The 21,802-nt window shown below is 42.0% G+C and carries 22 protein-coding genes and 2 other annotated features; of the genes, 1 reads left to right on the top strand and 21 read right to left on the bottom strand.

What is annotated here, in order from left to right; translation table 11 throughout:
* Positions 1-83: 83 nt before the first annotated feature.
* The 18 genes from obgE to AC0KTX_RS03745 all read right to left on the bottom strand — a co-directional run bounded on the left by obgE (position 84) and on the right by AC0KTX_RS03745 (position 17,087).
* Complete coding sequence (obgE, locus tag AC0KTX_RS03830; RefSeq protein ID WP_474250915.1) at positions 84-1,373, bottom strand: GTPase ObgE; 1,290 nt, start codon at positions 1,371-1,373, stop codon at positions 84-86.
* A 19-nt stretch (positions 1,374-1,392) separates the two neighbouring features.
* Positions 1,393-1,944, bottom strand: a complete 552-nt coding sequence (locus AC0KTX_RS03825; protein ID WP_474250914.1) for a Spo0B C-terminal domain-containing protein — start codon at positions 1,942-1,944, stop codon at positions 1,393-1,395.
* 125 nt (positions 1,945-2,069) lie between these two features.
* Complete coding sequence (rpmA, locus tag AC0KTX_RS03820) at positions 2,070-2,360, bottom strand: 50S ribosomal protein L27 (protein ID WP_474250913.1); 291 nt, start codon at positions 2,358-2,360, stop codon at positions 2,070-2,072.
* 12 nt (positions 2,361-2,372) lie between these two features.
* Complete coding sequence (locus AC0KTX_RS03815; protein ID WP_474250912.1) at positions 2,373-2,711, bottom strand: ribosomal-processing cysteine protease Prp; 339 nt, start codon at positions 2,709-2,711, stop codon at positions 2,373-2,375.
* Between the two features lie 15 nt (positions 2,712-2,726).
* Positions 2,727-3,035: a 50S ribosomal protein L21 gene (gene rplU / locus AC0KTX_RS03810; RefSeq protein WP_474250911.1), complete on the bottom strand. Its 309-nt coding sequence runs from the start codon at positions 3,033-3,035 to the stop codon at positions 2,727-2,729.
* Positions 3,036-3,048: 13 nt separating this feature from the next.
* Positions 3,049-3,132, bottom strand: a sequence feature (ribosomal protein L21 leader region).
* A 50-nt stretch (positions 3,133-3,182) separates the two neighbouring features.
* A complete protein-coding gene (locus tag AC0KTX_RS03805) occupies positions 3,183-4,679 on the bottom strand; it encodes an Rne/Rng family ribonuclease (protein WP_474250910.1) in 1,497 nt (498 codons plus the stop codon).
* A gap of 24 nt (positions 4,680-4,703) precedes the next feature.
* Positions 4,704-5,573 (bottom strand): M50 family metallopeptidase, encoded by an 870-nt coding sequence (locus tag AC0KTX_RS03800; RefSeq protein WP_474250909.1) that lies wholly within the window; start codon positions 5,571-5,573, stop codon positions 4,704-4,706.
* Entirely contained in the window at positions 5,566-6,327 is a 762-nt protein-coding gene (locus tag AC0KTX_RS03795; protein WP_474250908.1) for a peptidoglycan DD-metalloendopeptidase family protein, read from the bottom strand. Before AC0KTX_RS03795 ends, AC0KTX_RS03800 begins: the two co-directional genes overlap by 8 nt.
* 143 nt (positions 6,328-6,470) lie before the next feature.
* Positions 6,471-7,274 carry a septum site-determining protein MinD gene (gene minD / locus AC0KTX_RS03790; RefSeq protein WP_474250907.1) on the bottom strand — a complete coding sequence of 268 codons (804 nt, stop codon included), beginning with the start codon at positions 7,272-7,274 and terminating at the stop codon, positions 6,471-6,473.
* Positions 7,267-7,962, bottom strand: coding sequence for a septum site-determining protein MinC (minC, locus tag AC0KTX_RS03785; protein WP_474250906.1), 696 nt, complete (start codon positions 7,960-7,962; stop codon positions 7,267-7,269). The genes minD and minC overlap by 8 nt, the downstream gene beginning before the upstream one ends.
* Positions 7,963-8,022: 60 nt before the next feature.
* Entirely contained in the window at positions 8,023-8,541 is a 519-nt protein-coding gene (mreD, locus tag AC0KTX_RS03780) for a rod shape-determining protein MreD (protein WP_474250905.1), read from the bottom strand.
* Complete coding sequence (gene mreC, locus AC0KTX_RS03775; RefSeq protein ID WP_474250904.1) at positions 8,538-9,419, bottom strand: rod shape-determining protein MreC; 882 nt, start codon at positions 9,417-9,419, stop codon at positions 8,538-8,540. The genes mreD and mreC overlap by 4 nt, the downstream gene beginning before the upstream one ends.
* A gap of 16 nt (positions 9,420-9,435) precedes the next feature.
* A complete protein-coding gene (locus AC0KTX_RS03770) occupies positions 9,436-10,458 on the bottom strand; it encodes a rod shape-determining protein (protein WP_474250903.1) in 1,023 nt (340 codons plus the stop codon).
* A 119-nt stretch (positions 10,459-10,577) separates the two neighbouring features.
* On the bottom strand, positions 10,578-11,255 hold the full coding sequence (gene radC / locus AC0KTX_RS03765) for a RadC family protein (protein WP_474250902.1): 678 nt from the start codon (positions 11,253-11,255) through the stop codon (positions 10,578-10,580).
* On the bottom strand, positions 11,239-11,853 hold the full coding sequence (locus AC0KTX_RS03760; RefSeq protein ID WP_474250901.1) for a Maf family protein: 615 nt from the start codon (positions 11,851-11,853) through the stop codon (positions 11,239-11,241). Before AC0KTX_RS03760 ends, radC begins: the two co-directional genes overlap by 17 nt.
* 201 nt (positions 11,854-12,054) lie before the next feature.
* Positions 12,055-12,975 (bottom strand): SPOR domain-containing protein, encoded by a 921-nt coding sequence (locus AC0KTX_RS03755; protein WP_474250900.1) that lies wholly within the window; start codon positions 12,973-12,975, stop codon positions 12,055-12,057.
* 122 nt (positions 12,976-13,097) lie between these two features.
* The gene (locus tag AC0KTX_RS03750; RefSeq protein WP_474250899.1) at positions 13,098-14,375 is read right to left on the bottom strand and encodes a bifunctional folylpolyglutamate synthase/dihydrofolate synthase; all 1,278 of its coding nucleotides are present in this window, start codon (positions 14,373-14,375) and stop codon (positions 13,098-13,100) included.
* 69 nt (positions 14,376-14,444) lie between these two features.
* Positions 14,445-17,087 (bottom strand): valine--tRNA ligase, encoded by a 2,643-nt coding sequence (locus AC0KTX_RS03745; protein WP_474250898.1) that lies wholly within the window; start codon positions 17,085-17,087, stop codon positions 14,445-14,447.
* A gap of 54 nt (positions 17,088-17,141) precedes the next feature.
* Positions 17,142-17,366: a binding site (T-box leader), on the bottom strand.
* A 140-nt stretch (positions 17,367-17,506) separates the two neighbouring features.
* On the opposite strand from AC0KTX_RS03745, the gene AC0KTX_RS03740 reads away from it, so the two are divergent.
* A complete protein-coding gene (locus tag AC0KTX_RS03740) occupies positions 17,507-17,698 on the top strand; it encodes a hypothetical protein (RefSeq protein WP_474250897.1) in 192 nt (63 codons plus the stop codon).
* A 526-nt stretch (positions 17,699-18,224) separates the two neighbouring features.
* On the opposite strand, the gene spoVID is transcribed toward AC0KTX_RS03740, so the two are convergent.
* The 3 genes from spoVID to hemB form a co-directional block, all read right to left on the bottom strand.
* A complete protein-coding gene (gene spoVID, locus AC0KTX_RS03735; RefSeq protein WP_474250896.1) occupies positions 18,225-19,379 on the bottom strand; it encodes a stage VI sporulation protein D in 1,155 nt (384 codons plus the stop codon).
* A gap of 137 nt (positions 19,380-19,516) precedes the next feature.
* The gene (gene hemL, locus AC0KTX_RS03730) at positions 19,517-20,800 is read right to left on the bottom strand and encodes a glutamate-1-semialdehyde 2,1-aminomutase (protein ID WP_474250895.1); all 1,284 of its coding nucleotides are present in this window, start codon (positions 20,798-20,800) and stop codon (positions 19,517-19,519) included.
* Positions 20,801-20,818: 18 nt separating this feature from the next.
* On the bottom strand, positions 20,819-21,799 hold the full coding sequence (gene hemB / locus AC0KTX_RS03725) for a porphobilinogen synthase (RefSeq protein WP_474250894.1): 981 nt from the start codon (positions 21,797-21,799) through the stop codon (positions 20,819-20,821).
* Between the last annotated feature and the right edge of the window lie 3 nt (positions 21,800-21,802).

Genomic DNA, 21,802 nt, shown 5'->3' with positions numbered 1-21,802 from the left:
CGTCTCCCTTCCCCCTATTCCGAATCATCATAAACTAGTGTTCCACAAGATAGCCGATCGTTCCTTCCCGCTTGGGTAGCAGCCTATTCAACAAATTCAAACTCGTAATCAAGCAGCCTGACCGTATCTCCATCTTTCGCCCCGCGTTTTCGTAAAGCGTCATCAACCCCCATTTTGCGAAGCTGCCTTGCAAAACGGCGAACTGATTCATCTGTGGAGAAATCGGTCATTTTAAAGAGTTTTTCAATTCTTTCACCTGATAGAACAAATGCACCATCGCTGTCACGTGAAATGGTAAAAGCAGGCTTTTCTTCCTCAAATGTATAAACGACGCGATGGTTTGAACGGTCATCTATTTCATTAAGCGGAAATTCCGGTGTTTTTTCCAGCAAATCCGCAATGGCAAACAAAAGATCGCGAACCCCCTGCCGAGTTATCGCCGATATCGGAAAAACTTCAATCTTGTCATTATTCAGCTTCTTTTTGAATTGTTCCAAATTTTCCGCAGCATTCGGCATGTCCATTTTATTGGCCACAACGATCTGCGGTCGCTCCGAAAGCCTTAAATTATACTGCTTCAATTCTTCATTGATTGCTAAGTAGTCTTCGTAAGGATCGCGTCCTTCCATGGCGGACATATCGATGACATGGACGATGACCCTCGTTCGCTCAATGTGGCGCAAAAATTGATGGCCAAGGCCTACTCCTTTGTGCGCCCCCTCAATGAGCCCCGGCAAATCGGCCATGACGAAGCTTCGCCCGTCATCTGTCTCGACAACTCCTAAATTTGGAACAATGGTTGTAAAATGATAGGCCGCTATTTTTGGTTTTGCACTGGAGACGACAGATAACAGAGTCGATTTCCCAACACTTGGAAACCCAACAAGCCCTACATCTGCCAAAAGTTTCAATTCCAAGACGACGTAACGTTCTTCTCCAGGCTCTCCTTTTTCGCAAATTTCCGGAGCCGGGTTCGTCGGTGATGCAAACCGGGTATTCCCTCTGCCGCCTCTGCCGCCTTTGGCAACTACGAATCTTTGTCCATGGACAGTTAAATCAGCGATCACTTCTTTCGTATCATCATCAATCACAACTGTTCCGGGCGGCACTTTCACAATGAGGGGCTCAGCATTTTTTCCGTGTTGATTTTTAGACATCCCGTTTTCGCCTTTTTTTGCTTTGAAATGTTTTTTATAGCGGAAGTCCATTAAGGTTCGCAAGCCTTCCTCCACTTCAAAAATAACATCTCCTCCTTTGCCGCCGTCCCCGCCGGCAGGCCCCCCCTTCGGCACGTATTTTTCCCGGCGGAAAGCCACGATGCCGTTTCCGCCATCACCGCCCTTCACATATATTTTCACTTGATCGACAAACATAGTTTTTCTCCCCTTCATCTCATCGAATTTCTTCGGCCATTATTGTAAATTCATATGTATCGAGGTGAACTACCTGAACATCAATTTGTTCAGACGAATATTCGTGCAAGCTTTTTGCAAGAAGATCATCATCGCTTAGTATACCATTAAAATCATAAAAGAATCGTATTACGTTTTGATTTTCCGTCAGTTCCACCGTAATGGTTAAATGATTTTCGGCCGTCTGATCGACGCACTGATCCATCATGCAAAGAAGAGCGGCTGTAAAGCGGTGAATCTCCGCGTCAATCCGCGAGCAGTCGCAAACCTTCCCCAACACTTCATAGTCCAATAGGAGAAAGCTGCCTTCCCAATTATATGTTAAAAGAAGTTCTGCAAACTTCGGCATTTTTAAATGGCAAAGCTTCGATTCCTGCTCTGCCTCCATCACGATTTCATCGATGATCTCCTTTACTCGATCGTATTTTTTCAATGACAGATGTCCTTTTATTAGCTGCAATTTGTTCAACCAATCATGTCTGGAGTGGCTTAATACTTCAACAATCCCCCATCTCTCTCTTTGATCTGCCATATTTCCACTCCCATCCATTTTCTTTTTCAACATGTACAAAAATTATATCAACTTTCCTTTCAAAAAACACGATAAAGAAAAAACTCTAACCGGAAAGGCTAGAGTTTTTTCAAGATATTTTAACATTACGCTTCTTTTGCTACTGGGTATACGCTGACTTTTTTCTTATTGCGTCCAAAGCGTTCAAAACGAACCACACCGTCTACTTTTGCATAAAGCGTATCGTCTCCGCCGCGTCCAACGTTCAATCCTGGGTGAATTTTCGTTCCGCGTTGGCGATAAAGTATGGAACCTCCTGTGACGAATTGACCATCAGCACGTTTTGCACCAAGTCGTTTCGCAATGGAATCACGGCCGTTCTTCGTAGATCCAACACCTTTTTTAGAAGCGAAAAATTGAAGATCCAATTTTAGCATTGTTTCCACCTCCTATTCTTGATTTATGTGAATTTGAATAAATTCTCCGTATTGCTGTTCAATCGTTTTCAATGAAACAACCATTCCTTCCAGCAATACTTGAGCTTTCGCAAACGATTCTGTTTCCATTTTATCAGGCAGTTGGAATTGGAGGAAACCGCCTCCGTCCGCCTGTTTAATCAACGGCTCTACTTTCGCCAACTTGATCACAGCATTAACTGTCCCGAAGGAAACAGCTGAAACGCCTGCACAAACAATATCTTTTCCATGCTCGGCAAAATCAGCATGTCCTTTCAATGTGAACGATCGAATAAATCCGTCTTTTGAACGTTGAATGGTGACCTGTATCATAAAAAACTGCCTTTTTTACGCATTGATTTTTTCAATGACTACTTTCGTGTACGGTTGGCGATGCCCCTGTTTTCTGCGGTAATTTTTTTTCGGTTTGTATTTGAACACGATGATTTTCTTCCCGCGGCCGTGTTTTTCAACTTTCGCCGTAACCGTTGCTCCTTCCACAAGCGGGCTGCCTACTTTTACGTTTTCTCCGCCAACGAATAGCACTTTGTCAAACGTAACGGTCTCGCCTTCTTGAGCATCTAATTTTTCTACGAAAATAGTTTGGCCTTCTTCCACTCTCAGTTGTTTACCGCCTGTTTCAATAATTGCGTACATCCTTTGCACCTCCTATATGACTAAGACTCGCCAGATTTCAGGGTGTCGAGAGAAATACTCGATCTTTCTTACCCGTTCTGAGCGGTTGTAGCACGGGTGCTACAAACATCATAACATGATGATATTATCAAAATTGCAGCACATCTGTCAATACATATTTGTCATTCGCCGGACCACTTCAGTTTCCGTCCCACTTTGGCGAATAGCAAAACCATGAACATCATCGGCAGGAAGAACGAAAATTTTCATGTTCAGCGCTTTCTCAAGCTGTTTTATATGCCTTTCTTGAAAAAATGCACAAACATCTGGTTCAGCTTCAATGAGGATCGCCTCATGATCGCTCCCGGAAAATTCGAGAAGTTTCCGTTCAAGAGCAAGGGCGACGCTTTCTGTACTTTTTCGCCTTCCTGTTCCTCCGCAAGCTGGACAAGGAACAAGCATCAGTTCCGAAAGGGAATTGCGAATTTTCTTCCTTGTCAATTGAAGAATATTCAATTCTGTGAATCCAATTATTTTCGTGTGGATCCGATCCTTTTCTAATTCGCGCTCAAACAGCTTTAAAATCCGTCCTCTATCCTCCTCTTCCATATCGATAAAATCTATCAGGATGATTCCGCTTAAATTCCGCAGCCTTATTTGTCTAACGATTTCTTTCGCCGCTTCTTCATTTGTTTGGAAAACCGTTTCCCGATAAGCGCTTTTCCCTGAGAATTTTCCAGTATTGACGTCGATGACATTTAATGCTTCTGTTTCCTCAATGACAATAAAAGCCCCGTTTTTCAGCCAAACCACTTTCTTCAGCGCCTTTTCAAGCTCCTGTTCGATGGCATAATAGGAAAAAATATTTTCTCTGTTGGAATAAAATCGGATTGGGACCGGTTCATATTTTCCGAACGTTTTTTTTAGCTCTGCCACTGTGTCCGCATCATCTACTACAATCTCGTCAAACCCGAAAGGTGAAACTTCTGCTATAATTTGTTCAACAAAGCTTTCATAGCCCAATAAAAGGCTTGGATTTTGCTTGGACTTGGCTTGACGTTCAAACCGCTCTTTCAGCTCATAAAACAATTCGGCGAGATTTTGATTGTCTACATGCTCCGCAGCCGTGCGAAAAATCATCCCTCCATTGTCGGAACATAATTGTTTCCCTAATATTTCTAGTCTTTTTCTTTCATTGGAAGACGTTATTTTTTTAGAAAGATAAATGCCACGTCCAAAAGGCTGATAAATAAAAAAAGGACACTTTATTTCAATGTTCATTGATAATTTCGGCCCTTTATATTCATTTGAATCTTTGACGACTTGAACAATTACTTCTTCTCCTTGCGAGATAAAATGGCGGACGTTCCGGCGTTCTGTAATTTCCCCTTTATTGGCCGAATCCAAAGAGACAAGATCATTTCGGTGCAAATACCCGTTTCTTTCTTCGCCAAAATCGACAAAAGCCGCTTCCATTCCCGGCAAAACGCGAATAACGCGACCTTTATAGATATTGCCGACCATCGTTTCTTTACCTTGATCATTGATCCATATTTCAGCCAAACGTCCATTTTCTAATAACGCAATCCGTTCGTTTTTGGTCTTTTTATTAATGATCAACTGCCGCAAACCTATAACCTCTTTCCAATGATTATCTTTTTTCATTTACCCATAAGCCGCCTTCAGAAGTCAATATACATACTGCAAATCACCAATCGTTTCATTTGTTCGTTTTTCTGAAAAAAAGCTGTGAAGCAGTTCGTTTTCATCAAGCTGAAACAGTTTTTTTCCGTTTTCTTCTACAATAATCGGATGTTTGCAGCCACGCTGAAATCGCAGCAGCACTTGGTAAATTGGCTCGTTTTTGCTTGCAACGATTGGCTTGAGCGATGACAGTTCATGGCCGTTTTTTCCGTAATATCTTTCCATTAAAAAACGGATGTATACGAATTGCCGATGTTTGTGCTCCCTGTAGATTGAATAGAGAATAAAACCAGCCATCATCCACCCATTTAGTTGAAGCGGATTTAGAAGAAGCGAAATGATAAGAAAACCGCAAAAGGCGGCAATCGATAAAAGAAGCATCTCCCTGTGGGCAGCCGAGTAGGCTTTTTGCTTCGACAGCAAGATGAAAAGCAGTTTCCCGCCATCAAGCGGCCAAATCGGTAGAAGATTAAAGAAAAAAATAGATAAATTGTAAAAGACAAACATTCTATAGATTGGTTCATTTATCAAACCCGCTTCATGTGCAAACCACCCCGCCATTTGCATCCACAAATGTTGAAGAGGGCCTGATAAAATGACAAGTAATTCTTCCTTTACAGGCCGATTTCCATGCTCCTCCATTTCTGCCATGCCGCCAAAAGGGAGCAGCTGAATCGATTTGATTCTCCATGAAAAAAAACGGGCGCAGATGGCATGGCCCATTTCATGAATCAACACGATCAAAAAAAGAATGCACAATGATGTAAATTTTGCTGTTATCACCGCCAAAGCAATTACCGCCCAAAAAAGAGGGTGGATATGTATTTTCGTTAATAAGTCCAAATATTTAATCAAAGGAAATCACCTGACTCGGGTCAATAAACGCATCGCCTTTTTTGATGGCAAAATAGTAAGTCCCTTGATGATTGCTGTTTTGTTTGACATTGCCAACAGGTTTCCCGGTCTCAACAAAATCATAAAGAGCCACATTGATCTTTTCTAAATGCCCGTACCATGTCTCGATGCCGTCAGCATGCTGGATGACGACCGTCAATCCCGTATCCTCTTTTTCCCCTGCTTCTATGACTATTCCTTCATTCATTGCTTCGACCATTTTTTTATTTGTTTCAATCATGACCCCTTGCCCATTATCTTGAAAACTTTCCAGCACTTTACCGGTTGCCGGTACAGCGTATTGACCGGCATTCTTTTTTTTCTCCTCTTTTTTTGGAAGAGAAATGGCAAGTGGATGGCCGAATTTCTCTTCATACCATTTGGAAACAAGAGCAAAATTAAATTCTTTTTCCATGGCGGTCTCTACCATTTTGCGTGCTTTTAAAAACTCTTCCCCTTCATTTTTATATAAAATGCCAACAGCCAGCACGATGCAGGCTGATATCAGTATTTTGGATATGAAAATGTGCGAACGAAACAAAGGATGAAAAACTTTTGTATTTCCGTCTGTCTCTACAAAAAACGGTGCTTCCGCTTCAAAACTTTCTTCTGCAAACGGCAAATGATTTATTTTGCTTGTTTGGATGCTGCCCATTCTTTTTTGTTTTCGTTTGGCAATCCGTTTTTTTATCTCTTCCGCCCGACGATTCATCACCCATCATCCTTTTTCTGAATTTGTACAAATTGTATGCCCTGTCCTTCTGTTTTATGACTATCGCCGAGCTTTTGCCCCAACAGCTGATCATTTTTAACAAAAAAGCCAGCAATCCCCATTTTTTAGAAGATTGCTAGCTTTCCTTATGCCCGAACGCCAAAAAATCGCTTGATTTTGGCCAGCATTCCTTTTTCCGGCTCATCCAGTGATTGAAGGGGAACCGATTCTCCTAAAATTCTTCTCGCAATATTGCGATAGGCAATGGAAGCCCGATTTTCAGGATTCATGACAATTGGCTTACCGCTATTGGATGCTTTGATGACGCCATCATCATCAATGACTATTCCCAGCAGGTCGATGGACAAGTGGCTGACGACTTCATCGACATCCAGCATGTCACCGTTTTTCATCAAATGGTTGCGAATACGGTTAATAATTAACCGCGGCGGTTCAATATCTTCTTTTTCTAATAACCCGATGATCCGATCCGCATCTCTGACGGCCGACACTTCAGGAGTTGTTACGACAATCGCCTGATCTGCACCTGAAACAGCATTTTTATAGCCTTGCTCAATCCCTGCAGGGCAATCGATAAGAATGTAATCAAAATCTTGTTTTAACTGGTCAATCAAATGTTTCATCTGTTCTGGCGTTACAGCCGATTTATCACTGGTTTGAGCAGCTGGAAGCAGATAAAGGAAATCGTTGAAACGCTTATCTTTGACGAGCGCTTGATGCAATTTGCAGCGCTCTTGGACAACGTCAACCAAGTCGTAAATGATGCGATTTTCCAATCCCATGACAACATCTAAATTTCTTAATCCAATATCCGTATCAACTAAACAAACTTTTTTTCCCATGATTGCAAGGGCGGTTCCGACATTTGCCGAGGTTGTTGTTTTGCCAACCCCCCCTTTGCCAGATGTGACCACAATCGCCTCACCCATTGCTTATTCCCCCTTCAAGCCTTGTTAAGTTGGGTCTAAGATGAGCTAATTGCTGGATCCGTTCTACGATGATTTTTCCATCTTCAGCAATGTAAGCACATTCCATTTCATTTCCAAACGCTTCTTTCTTATGATCAGGCGCCCTGCTTAATGTATCAGATATCCTTAATTGTGTAGGCTTCATAAAAGAGGCTGCAATGATAGCGTTCCGATTTCCTTCATAGCCAGCGTGTGCGATGCCTTTTAAAGCACCCATTATAAAAATGTTCCCTGTTGCCATGACTGCTCCGCCTGGATTGACATCCCCTATTAACAGCAGATCACCTTTGATTTTCAACACTTGTCCAGAACGGACAATTTTGGCGACCGAAACAATCTCTTTTTCTTCTTTCCACTTTAACGCTTCTTCTTTTGAGACAACATTGGAATCGATCGCATCTACCACCAAGTTTTTCTTTCTTCGAATCAGCGTCTTGATCGTTTCTTCTTGTTCCTCTGTTAAAAATCGGTTGCCAATCTTAAGTGTCACACCAATGATCGGATCATTCTCTTGAACATATTGCCTTTTTGACAGCATCATTTCCAGTTCATTAATAATATCATGAAATGAGCATGTATCATCAATATATAACGTCAATCCATCCTTAGTCCCTTTAATAATGACATAATTTTGTTTTTGAGCTACCACGTTGTTCACCCCGACAAGAATTTACTTCGACAGAATCCACTGAAATTCCTCCTGCCAACATTAGTCTCTCATTTTCTCTTTTTGCAAGCTCAAAATAATTTTCTTCAAAGGATAGATCAACAAACAGGCTAAAACAAAATTTAATGCCAAAGTTGGGAGCAGGCGGCCGTTTGTAAAGGAATAAAGCGGCATATTGGTGACCCCTATCAAAAAATAAATGCCATAAACAAAAAATTCGAGAAGCGCAATAGCAAGTTCTGTTAAAAAAATTAGAATGATGGCATTTTTATGCAATACCCGCAAAGCTTGAAAGACCAAATATGCCAAAACAGGAAAGGCGAAAGCATAAATTCCGATTACCTCTGTATAAACAATATCAAACAGCAATCCAAAAATGAAGCCATAGAGCATGGCAAGTTTCATTGAACCGTAGGCTGCCAAAAGGACAATCGCCAACACTAAAACACGGGGAACAGCCGTTTGCTGCTCCGAAAGAAAAGGGATTGGAACCAAATCTGAGATGATGCTTTCAAGAACAAAGACAAATATCATCACAAATGGAAGGAGAACCGATTTCAAGAGCCATCCTCCTCCATTTCTTCCGGATCGACAGTTGGAAGAGACCGCTCAACAATCATGACATGACGGATATCTTCAAAATCTGCAGAAGGTGTAATGTAAGCAACTTTCGTCAACCCGTAAGAATCCAGCTCAACTTTTTTCACTTTGCCGATGGGCAGACCTTCAGGAAAAACGCCGCCAAGCCCAGAAGTGGCTACAATTTGCTTTTCTTTTATTTCCGCATCGGATTCGATGATCTTCATTTCAAGAGCTTCTTCCTGCTTGCTGTAGCCGGCGATTAGTCCAAAAACATTGCCTTTATCCGTGTGCACCATGGCCGATATTCTGTTTTTCCGATCGGTGGCGCTTAAAAGCTGAACAGTTGAAGTAAACGGCGAAGTGCTTTTCACTTTTCCAATCAAGCCTTTTGGCGTCATTACCGCCATATCTTTTTTTACACCGTGCTGTTCACCTTTATTAATCTTAATGTATTCATGCCATTGATCCGGATTCCTGGCAATAATGATTCCTTCAATTGTTTTATATTTTCGCAAATCATTGTCCTTGCTCAAGTTTAACTCTTCTTTTAATTCCCTGTTTTCCTCCTCTAAAGCTTGCAGTTTTTCCTCCAACTGCATGTAGTTGGCTAATCGGCTTCTCAGCAATTTGTTTTCCTCATATGTATTTTTTAAGTCGTTGACATTTTCAAAGAAGCCCGCAATAGATTGTGCGGGCTGATGAAAAATCTTTTGAACGACACCTATTGAATCTTGAATAAATTTCTCATGCCAAGTTAAATTGCGATCCTCCCTAATGGAAAAACCAATCAATGCCACCAAAATAATGATTCCGACAAGAAGTATGATCAAACGCTTATTGAGAAAAAAACGTGGCATGATTTACACCTCTAACTTATCGATGATCTTTAATCCGGTTTTTAAATAAGTGGATGTGTTCGAGCGCTTTTCCTGTTCCAACCGCTACACAATCGAGAGGATTTTCCGCAATAATGACAGGCATTTTTGTTTCTTCGCTGATCACCTTATCCAAATTGCGCAAAAGAGCTCCTCCACCTGTCAAAACAATTCCTCTGTCCATAATGTCTGCTGCAAGCTCTGGCGGAGTTTTTTCCAACGTCACTTTTACCGCGTCCACTATCGCCAAAACGGTATCACGCAGCGCCTCAGAAATTTCTTTGGCCGTAATCTCGATCGTTTTGGGCAGTCCAGTCAACAGATCACGTCCGCGAATTTCCATATTCTCTACACCTTCAGGAGCGCTGGCAGAGCCGATTTCAAGCTTGACCGCTTCAGCAGTCCGATCACCAATCATTAAGTTATACGTTTTTCGAATGTAGTTAATAATCGCCTCGTCCATTTCATCGCCGGCAACACGGATCGATTGGCTTGTGACGATTCCGCCAAGAGAGATGATGGCCACCTCCGTTGTCCCCCCGCCGATGTCAACGACCATGCTTCCCGTTGGTTCCCATACAGGTAGATTGGCTCCAATTGCCGCCGCAAACGGTTCTTCAATCGTATAGGCATCCCGTGCGCCTGCTTGTCTTGTTGCATCGATGACCGCCCGCTCTTCAACCGCCGTAATGCCGGAAGGAACGCAAACCATTACGTACGGTTTTCGCGAAAAAAGACCGGCGTTTTTAGTGGCTTGTTTAATATAATATTTCATCATAGTAGCTGTTGTCTCATAATCGGCGATGACTCCATCTTTCATCGGCCTTAAAGCAACCACATTGCCGGGAGTCCGGCCAATCATGTTTTTCGCATCATTCCCGACTGCAACAATCTGTTTTGTATCTGTTTGCAATGCAACAACAGAAGGTTCCCGAACGACAATTCCTTTGCCTTTCACAAACACAAGCGTGTTGGCTGTCCCTAAATCTATACCAAGGTCTCTTGTACCAATTCCAAACATAGCTGCTGTATCTCCCTTTCTTTTAAAATGCTTGATATTTATAATCAAGAAAAACATTCTTGTCCTGTTGAAAAATCCATACGTATTATTATAACGTATTTTCTGCAAAAAAAAAGTGGTTATAAATACCCTTTTTCTTTTAAACTGACAAATTTATGCTCTCCAATAATGATATGATCCAAAAGTTCAATTCCGATCATTTTCCCGCATTCTGATAAACGCCTAGTAACTTCAATGTCTTCCCTGCTGGGGGTGGGATCTCCTGATGGATGGTTATGGATGCAAATAATCGATGCAGCAGATCGTTTTAACGCCTCTTTAAAAACTTCGCGCGGATGGACAATGGAGGCGTTTAAGCTGCCGATAAATACCGTTTGCTTATGCAATACTTGATTCTTAGTGTTTAAAAATAAGCACACGAAATGCTCCTGGCTCAGAAAGCGCATTTCTTCCATGACATAATTGGATGCATCTTCCGGAGAACGGATGACATAGCGGTCATCATATGAAAGCTGATGGATTCTTCTCCCTAGCTCCAGTGCAGCCAATATTTGCACTGCTTTCGCTTTTCCGATTCCGGGAATGCCCATGATTTCCTGCACGGATGCTTCTTTCAGCATCCGGAGTCCGCCGATTTTTTTTAACAGTTTACCGGAAAGTTCCAACACCGATTCATTTTTTGTTCCGGTTCTTAATAAAATCGCCAACAGTTCATGGGTGGACAGGCTTTCCGGACCGTTGTTCACCATCCGTTCCCTCGGTCTTTCATTTTCTGGAAAATCACGAATCGCCAGCATGCCGTTCCTCCTCGACAACAGTTTTTTTCATCTGCTGAAAAACTCCAAGACGTTTCAATTCCCGATATAATCTTGAAACTGGAAGGCCGACAACGGAAAAAAAATCCCCGGCAATCTCTTTTACAAATAAGGCGCCAAAATCTTGAATTCCGTATGCACCCGCTTTATCCATCGGCTGTTCAGTTTCTATGTAGCGGTAAATTTCCTCATTTGACAAGGGCCAAAATGTCACATCTGTTTGTTCATAAAAAGTGGTGGAAGTCTCGTTAAAAACGATTGAAACCCCTGTAAATACAGTGTGCGTCTTTCCAGAAAGAGCTTTCAACATGTTGTACGCATCCAGCCGGTTCTGCGGCTTCCCTAAGATTCGATTTTCCAGTACAACAACCGTATCAGCCCCGATGACGCATGAATTTTTATAGTCTTTTGCAACATAAAGGGCTTTTTGCAAGGCGAGAGATTGCACCACTTTGTTTGGAGATGCTCCTTTTTCCATTTTCTCTTCAATCTGGCTGGCAACGACAGTAAACGGTATTCCTAACAGTTTGAGGAGTTCTCTTCTTCGGGGTGAACCTGAAGCTAAAATGAGGTTTATCAATTCATTTCATCCTTTCGAAAAAGGGAGATACATCCAGTATCTTATCAAAAGCTGTATGGCTGGACAATGGATAAAAAATAAAAAATTGGTTTCGGTCAAGATTTGGTTTCTTATTTTTCCGAAAGACAAAATGAGTTATTCGCAATCAACAAGAAAAGAAAATAAAAAAATCGATCGGAATGTTTTCCGATCCGTGGAAAATTATTGGTTTTGTCCAGCTAAATAATGCAACAGAGCCTGCTGCACGTTTACCGCATCTTTCGTTTCCAGCGCTTGAACGGCTGATTGAAGGGATGGATCATGATTTGTTTTCATTTCTTCTAATAATTTATTGATTTCCTGTTGATCCATTATGCCTCCGGCTGAGAACGATAAAGAAGATAAAGCAACGAGTTTTTCAAACGCGGCTTTTGTTTTTTCATTTTTCACCTCTTTTTCCCATTTCATTTCTTTGACAAAAGCTTCTATTTGCTTTGCTGTCAACATCTTTTTCAGTGCAGTTGCCGTTTCTTTGTCAGCCGCTGTCCCAACAAAAACGTAATACCCGTCTTTTTGTTGAATAAATGATGCCGGAACCCCTTTATCTTGAAGTTGCTGAACCGTTGTTTCCGCTCCTTCCCTTTTTGTAAATTTCCCTGCTTGAATCATAAACAACTGAAAATGAACTTTTTTTCCATCCGCCGTCTCTTCATTATCGTGAGCTGAATTCGTTCCACTAGTTGATTGTAAACTGTCTTCCGGTTCCTCTGTGGCAGGCAAATCGTTTTGAATCAATTGCAGGGCTAATACGCCAAAACTGATGCCGAGAATCACCGCAAACATGATGGAATAAACATACTGTTTCATTTTAACAGCCGTTTTCTTTTTTGGAACAACTACTTTTGGATCGTCTTTTATTCTGTCGTCATCAGGCAAAACCCAAGGAAATGATTGTTCATCCTCTTTCCAATCGTTTGCAGCCGCCATTTCTCTTTCAGCTCTCGCTTTTTCTTCCCAGCTTGATACGTTTAGTGAAAAAACTTCATCTTCCCGATTAGACTGCGAGACCTTTCCTGCTTTTTTTGGAGGTGTTTCTTTTCGGCCATTCAATTTGATTTTCATAGTCGGTTGCGGTTTGTCCATTTTCTCACCACCCTTTTCAATACGGACAAATTTTGTTCCATGCTAGCATAAATGAAATAAAAAAGAACGAGACATTTGTCGCCTCGTTCTTCTTTGTTTTCATTATTTTTTGACAAGTTCTCTCAAAATTTTAACTGTTTTCGGACTTCACCGATGAAATATAAAGAGCCAGTTATAATCATTACTGCATCGTCATCCATTGTTTTTAATGTGTTTTCATAGGCGGCAAGCCAGTCATCCGCATATTCTTTCTTTGGCCATTGGCAAGCGTCATATAATTCTTTCGCAGAAGCAGCTCTTGGAAAGTCAAAAGTGGTAAAAACGATTTTGTCGGCAAAAGCAGTGATTTGTTCAATCATCCATGAATACGGTTTATCCCTCATGCATGAAAATAAAACGACAATATTCTGATTAGGGAAATTTGCCCGGACTGTCTCTTTTAATGCGGCGATTCCTTCCGGGTTATGGGCACCATCCAGTATCACCTTTGGTTTTTCTTTTATTTCTTCAAATCTTCCTTTCCAAAAAGTGCGATCAAGCCCATTTTGAATATGATGATCCTCAATGAGGAAGGAATAGTAAACTCTTAAATAATCGATCGCCATCACGCTGAGAGCGGCATTTTGGATTTGATGGGTTCCTTTCATTTGTATCGACAGATTGTCATACTGTTTAAACGGAGTACGGACAAAAAACGGCTCGGTGCCTCCCACTTGAAAATCTTTGTTCAACAAATAATGCTTTGCTTTTTTTTCTTTAGCGTGTCGTTCGATCACTTCAAGCGCTTCCTGCTGCCCCACTGCTGATATGACAGGCACACCGTTTTTAATAATTCCCGCTTTTTGCTCAGCAATCTCTTGTAAAGAATCGCCAAGAATATTCATATGATCATGGCCAATCGAAGTGATGATGGAAAGAAGAGGACTGATGATGTTTGTCGAGTCCCACTTTCCTCCAAGACCCGTTTCCAATAAAACAATGTCAGGCACATTGACCTTTCCAAAATAATAAAACATCATGGCGGTGATTGTCTCAAATTCAGTCGGAGCACCAAGATCCGTCTTCTCAAGTTCATCCACAACAGGCTTGATAGCATTGGCAAGCTCTGTTATCTCATCGTCTGTAATCGGCTCCCCGTTCATTGTAATTCGCTCATTGAATGATTCTAAATAAGGGGAAGTAAAAGCACCAACTTGATATTCTGCCGATTTTAAAATTTCTTGTATAAAAGCAATGGTTGACCCTTTTCCGTTTGTTCCCGCAACATGGACATACCGGCATCTTCGTTCAGGATTCCCCAATTTTTCCATCATCCATTTCATTCGTTCAAGACCTGGTTTCATCCCAAAAGTCAGGCGGGAATGGATCCATTCAAGCGCTTCTTCATATGTTTGAAACATAGTATCCCCTCCAAAGCCTTTTCTTGGATTTAAGAAAATCCGGGAAATCCCCGGATTTTCTCATACTGCTCAGCCTTTCAGTTCCTCAAGGCGCTTTAAAACCGCTTGTTGTTTCTCCAAATAATCTTTTTCTTTCGCCCGTTCCGCTTCAACCACTTCTTTTGGCGCTTTGCTGATGAATCCTTTGTTTAAAAGCTTTTTCTGAACTCTTTCAACTTCTTTATTCCATTTTTCCAATTCTTTTTGCAGACGCTTGATTTCTTCCTCGATATTGATGAGCCCTTCAAGAGGCAAAAATACTTCGGCGCCGCTGACGACCGCAGTCATCGCTTTGTCAGGCGCTTCGATGTTCGTATCAATGGTTAATTGACTCGGATTACAAAATCTTTCAATATATTCTTTGTTTTTCTCAAGTTGTCTTTTTATTTCTTCATTATGCGCAAAAATCAGCATTTGGACAGGCTGTTTCATCGGTGCGTTCACCTCCGCCCGAATATTGCGGACGGAACGAATGATCTCGACTAGAAGCTTCATTTCATTAGCCGCTTTTTCATCGGAAAGTTCCGGTTTTGCTTCCGGCCATGATGCCACCGTAATCGATTCACCTTCATGAGGAAGATGCTGCCAAATTTCTTCCGTTATAAACGGCATAAACGGATGAAGGAGTCTTAATGTTTGATCCAGCACATAAGCTAAAATCGACCGGGTCGTTTTCTTGGCTTCCTCATCATTCCCATACAATGGAATTTTCGCCATTTCAATATACCAATCGCAAAAATCGTCCCAAATAAAATTATATAGCACCCGGCCTACTTCGCCAAATTCGTATTTTTCCGCCAGCCTTGTCACAAGTTCAATCGTTTCATTCAAACGGGTAAGAATCCATTGATCGGCAACCGATTTCTTTCCGCTTAAATCCATTTCCTCATAAGCCAGTCCATTTAAATTCATCAAGACAAATCGGGAAGCATTCCATATTTTATTGGCAAAATTCCACACGGCTTCTACTTTTTCAAAGCTGAATCTTAAATCTTGGCCTGGGCTTGAGCCGGTGGCCAAAAAGTAGCGCAAAGAGTCCGCTCCGTACTGGTCGATGACCTCCATCGGATCCACACCGTTGCCAAGCGATTTGCTCATTTTTCTTCCTTCTGAATCGCGAACAAGTCCATGAATCAGTACATCTTTAAACGGGCGCTCCCCGGTAAACTCCAAACCTTGGAAAATCATTCTGGACACCCAGAAGAAAATGATATCATAGCCTGTGACAAGTACATCTGTCGGATAATATCGCTGATAATCTTTTGATTGTTTATCAGGCCAGCCCATCGTCGAAAACGGCCATAAAGCTGAACTGAACCACGTATCCAAAACATCTGGATCTTGTTCCCAATTTTCAATGTCGGCCGGCGGTTCATGGTCAACATATACTTCCCCTGTTTGTTTATGATACCATGCCGGGATGCGGTGCCCCCACCATAATTGACGCGAAATACACCAGTCGCGGATATTTTCAAGCCAATGCAAATACGTTTTTTCAAACCGTTCCGGAACAAAATGAACCTTCTCTTTTCCTTTTTGAAGCTTGATAGCCGCTTCGGCCAACGGCCTCATTTTCACAAACCATTGAGTGGATAAATACGGTTCAACGACCGCACCGCTGCGCTCACTATGGCCAACGGAATGGATATGTTCTTCCACTTTGATTAAAATGCCTTCCTCTTCAAGGTCTTTCACCAATTGTTTCCGGCACTCAAAGCGATCCATTCCTTTATATTTGCCGGCTTTTTCATTCATCGTGCCGTCTTCATTCATCACTAAAATTCTTTCCAAATTGTGGCGGTTGCCGATTTCAAAGTCGTTCGGATCATGAGCAGGGGTAATTTTTACAGCGCCTGAACCGAATTCCATATCGACATACTCATCGGCAATGATTGGAATTTCGCGTCCGGTAATCGGCAATTTTACGGTTTTTCCTATTAAATGCTTATACCGCTCGTCTTCCGGATGAACAGCAACCGCCGTATCTCCAAGCATTGTTTCCGGACGGGTCGTGGCGACTTCAATATGTCCGGAGCCATCGGCAAGAGGATATTTCATATGATAAAGCGCGCCTTTCACTTCTTTATAGATGACTTCAATATCAGAAAGAGCCGTCTTTGTCACCGGATCCCAGTTAATAATGTACTCGCCGCGGTAAATAAGGCCTTTTTTGTAGAGCGAAACAAATACTTCTCTAACTGCCTTTGATAGACCGTCATCCAAGGTGAACCGCTCACGCGTATAATCAAGTCCGAGCCCTAATTTCGCCCATTGCTTGCGAATATGATCCGCATATTCTTCCTTCCATTTCCATGTTTCCTCGAGAAATTTGTCCCGTCCAAGGTCGTATCTCGTTTTGCCTTCCTCGCGAAGTTTCGCTTCCACCTTCGCTTGGGTGGCGATTCCGGCATGATCCATGCCAGGCAGCCACAAAACATCATATCCTTGCATTCTTTTCATTCTTGTCAAAATATCCTGCAATGTCGTATCCCAAGCATGGCCAAGATGGAGCTTCCCGGTTACATTCGGCGGAGGAATAACAATCGTAAAAGGTTTTTTCCTCTCATCATCCTTTGCCTCAAAAAATTTACCTTCCAGCCAAAAAGCATATCGATCCTTTTCAACGGCCTTCGGATCGTATTTTGTTGAAAGAGTGATCTCTTGATTTTCCATGTTGACTGTGCAACCTCCTTATCTCTTCATTATGAATAAAAAACTCCTTCCATCCAAAAGGACGAAAGGAGAAATCTTCGCGGTACCACCTTTTTTCACAGAAAAACTCTGTGCACTTCTTAACTGTAACGGACGAACGCCGTCTTCCTTTACTAAAAAACTTCAAGGAAGCTGCTCCGGGGCGACATTCCAACGGGACCTCCTAGGAAATCTTCCAGCTTTCGATTTCCCTCTCTGGAAGGGGCCGTTCGTTGTACTCTTCCCTTTCAACGCATTTTCTATCTGCAATTCTATAAACTTATAGTACTAAAAAATTGTTTTTTTCGTCAATATTTTCCCCTGTTTCCGGCATGTTTATTCAAATTCACCATTCTCTTTTCATGACATAATATAAAATAACAAATTTACAGGTGATTTTCATGGCAAAAAAAATCAATCCTTACAGTTTTCGATCGCGCATCAAGCATTTCCGTTCCCTTCTTGAACAATTTATCGTTCCGATAGCGATATTTCAAGGAATTCGCACCATCTTCTTTCCCTCAACATTTGATGTTATTCTCCTTGCCGCTTTAATTATTTTGGCCGCCGCCGTGTATTTGGAGTGGTTTTAAATGTTTTCCTTCAAAAAACTGAAAAACCCGTCAACGAATAGGGTTGACGGGTTTTTCCATTTCCTCATTCAGTTTAATAAAAATGTTTTAATCTACTGATCAGGAACTTTCCTTTCTGTTTTGTTTTTCGTATGGAGTTCCGTTTACAAAACAATGCCGGGCCACGCTTTTCATCCGCGAGCCGGCTTTCTTGCCAAGGCAACATAATAGCAGGAATGAAGGGAAGCAGTCGCCAATCATTGGCCATTCCGATTTGGAAGGATTGGAGCAACTCCTATATACCGAAAATCCGGAAAAAAGGATCATAGTCTTCCGATATGCTGCCCCTTTTCCAAGGTAGTTTTTTTAAAGCAAATATCCCAATGACAAAAGAAATTTTATAAACATTTTCCGTTTCTTGTTCAAAATGTGTTTTCTTTGAAACACTCTTCACATCTTTCAATGCTTCATTTAATTTTGCCCCTCACATCTAAAAAATGAGAACAGTTTGAGTTCTGAATTTTCCTTTCTCAAGTTATTCCAACCGTTATGCTTTTTGTTTTTCCGCCGGAATATATATTAGGTCTCCTTCTTTCACTTCTTGATCATAACTGATGTTGTTGATTCTTCCCAGCTGTTGAACCGTAATGTTGTAGCGCTGACAAATATTTTCGAGCGAATCTCCCTGCTGGACAATATAGATTTTCAGCCTTGAAAATTCTTCTTCGCCTTCTTTCGCAAACAGCTTTGTCAAATACAACGCATTATCATTTTTTCTTGCATGTTCCTCTTTTTGAATGTCCGATTCTTCCTCTAATTGAACATCTTCGTGTTCATTCTCTGTTTCCTCCGCCCTTTCATCTGCTTGTTCCGCTGTTTTTACATGATGATCTTGTTTGGCCTCAATCGTAATTGTAGTATAGTCGTCTTCCTCCTCTTCTTCTCTTTTAAGCGGTTCTGCGAACACAATGTCTGCATCATTTTCTTCTTCATCTATATCATGTTCCTCTTCCGATGATTCCTGCTGCTCTTCTTCTTCCATTGATTGTTCCTCTTTGCGCACCATTTCAGTTTCACTGGCAAGCGGCTCCTCTTTTTCCTCCACCATCTTTTCCTCATTGATTTCATCTTGGCGGGTGAAAGTCATTTCCTCTTCTTGCATTTCATCTTGGCGGCTGAAAGTCATTTCCTCTTCTTGCATTTCATCTTGGCGGCTGAAAGTCATTTCCTCTTCCTGGCGCACCTCGTCCATTTCATGGGCAGGCGCTTCTTTTTCTTGTCCCATAACTCCATAAATCGATAAATCCGCCAATAGTTTTAAACAGTTTTCCTGTGGAAAGTCATAATCGAATGATTCAATTGCCACAAACACCTCTTCTAAATTGGAAATCCGCTTTTTCGGGATTGTAATATCTACCGGAAGCTGATGAGTGAACTCGGCTATGCCGTCCTCTCTTGCCTCCAATTGCTGAATAAAGCGGACGCCGTATTCCGGAAATGAATCATTTTCCCCTTGTTCTTTTTCGCTTAGTATATATTCTCCTGAAAGTTCAAGCACTCCTTTAATCGTCACATATCCATTTCGTTCCTCAATGGATATGTCTGGTTCAAGCGAAATGGATAAAAGCTCGGACGCTTCCAAACCAGTTCGGAAATAGATCAACTCCTCAATGGAAAATTGTAATACGGACGTTTGTTCCATAGAAAAAAGAAAGCCTCCTTTCACAGCGGTAGGAATCAACATGTCATTAAAAGATGTATGATAGAAAAGAAGGAAATATGCAAAGAAAAAGGATTCGTTTCAAAGTAAGTCGATTGAAACGAATCCTTTCCATCCTTCTATCGCAAAGCTGCGAATGCTTTTTCACATGCGGCAATCGTTTTTTCAATATCTTCATCTGTATGTTCAGTTGATAAAAACAATCCTTCAAATTGGGAAGGCGGCAGATAAATGCCTTCATCCGCCATGATGCGGAAATAACGGGCAAAAAAGTCAAGATTTGATGTTTTCGCCTTTTCATAATTGGTGACTTCTTCGTTTGTAAAGAAGAAGCCAATCATAGAGCCCGCTCTATTAATCGTGTGCGGAATTTCATATTTTTCCGCGGCCTTTCGCAAGCCATTTTCCAGTTTATCGGCTTTCCGATTAAATTCTTTGTACGTATCAGGTGTCAGCTGAATAAGTGTTTCATAGCCTGCCGTCATGGCAAGCGGATTTCCTGAAAGGGTACCCGCCTGATAAATCGGTCCGTCCGGCGCCACTTTTTCCATAATATCAGCACGTCCTCCGTAAGCGCCGACAGGAAGACCGCCGCCGATTACTTTCCCTAAACAAGTTAAGTCCGGTGTCACGCCAAAATACCCTTGTGCACAATGAAAGTCCACACGGAAGCCCGTCATCACCTCATCGAAGATTAAAAGCGATTCATATTGTTTGGTGATATCCCGCAATCCTTCTAAAAATCCTTTTACAGGGGGGACTACTCCCATGTTTCCCGCTACTGGTTCAACAATCACCGCCGCGATGTCTTCGCCGAATTTTTCAAAAGCGAAGCGAACGCTTTCCAAATCATTGTAAGGAACGGTAATCGTATGCTGGGCAACGCTTTCGGGAACACCCGGACTATCAGGCAATCCTAAAGTGGCGACACCCGAACCGGCTTTTATGAGCAGTGAATCTCCATGCCCGTGATAGCTGCCCTCAAATTTTAAAATTTTGTTTCTCCCCGTATACCCGCGGGCAAGACGAAGCGCACTCATTGTCGCTTCCGTACCGGAGTTTACCATGCGCACAATTTCTACCGAAGGAACACGTTCTGCAACTAGTTCAGCCAGCTTGTTTTCCATCAAAGTCGGCGCACCGAAACTCGTTCCCAGTTCGGCCGCCTTCTTTAGCGCTTCAACAACCCTGTCATTGGCATGCCCTAAAATGAGCGGACCCCATGAAAGAACATAATCAATATATTCATTACCATCGATGTCATAAACTTTGGATCCTTTTCCCCTTTCAATGAAAATCGGATCCATCTGAACCGATTTAAAAGCGCGGACAGGACTATTGACTCCGCCCGGCATCAGCTTTTTCGCTTTTTCATATGCTTTTTGCGAATTTTCATATCTCATTCGTAATCCTCCTTTCAATCATCTATGCTTTTCTTCCAACCACCGAACTGCCTCTTTGGCATGATACGTAATGATTAAATCGGCTCCCGCCCGTTTCATGCTTGTAAGCATTTCTAAAACCGTTTCCTTTTCATCAATCCAGCCATTTTGCGCCGCTGCTTTGATCATGGAGTATTCCCCACTAACATTATAAGCAACAACAGGAAGGTTAAAATGATTTTTTACATCCCGAACAATGTCTAAATAAGATAAGGCCGGTTTTACTATTAAGAAGTCGGCGCCCTCTTCAACATCTGATTCCGCTTCCCTCAATGCTTCCATTCGGTTGGCGGGATCCATCTGATACGATTTTCTGTCTCCAAACTTCGGCGCACTTTCGGCGGCATCGCGGAACGGTCCGTAAAAGGCGCTTGCATATTTGACCGCATATGACATAATCGGAATATGTTGAAAACCGGCTTCATCCAACGCAGCACGGATTTTCCAGACAAAGCCGTCCATCATATTGGATGGCGCAATAATGTCTGCTCCTGCCTTAGCTTGGCTGACAGCGGTTTTCGCCAACAATTCCAAAGACGGATCATTTAAAATTTGGCCGTTTTCAACAATGCCGCAATGTCCGTGATCCGTATATTCGCATAAACAAGTATCCGCAATGACAACAAGATCAGGAAAATGCCGCTTTAATTGCGAGATCGCACGTTGGACAATTCCGCATTCATGGTATGCCCCTGATCCCACTTCATCTTTTTCGTGAGGGATGCCAAATACGATAACAGATGGAATTCCTAAGCTTACAACTTCTTCTATCTCTTCATTCAAACGGTCAAGGGACAGCTGATAAACTCCCGGCATTGATTTAACGGGTTTTTTCTCATTTTCCCCTTCCGTGACAAAGATAGGGTAAATGAAATCTTCCTTGCGAATGTGAGTTTCTCGAACCATTGCCCGCAAGTTAGCTGTTTGGCGCAAACGACGGTGGCGTGCAAAATTTTGCATTAG

It is taken from the genome of Aeribacillus sp. JST-2 (assembly GCF_056032925.1).
Note: the sequence above shows the minus strand (reverse complement) of the source record. Positions and strands in the feature narration are given on the sequence as shown.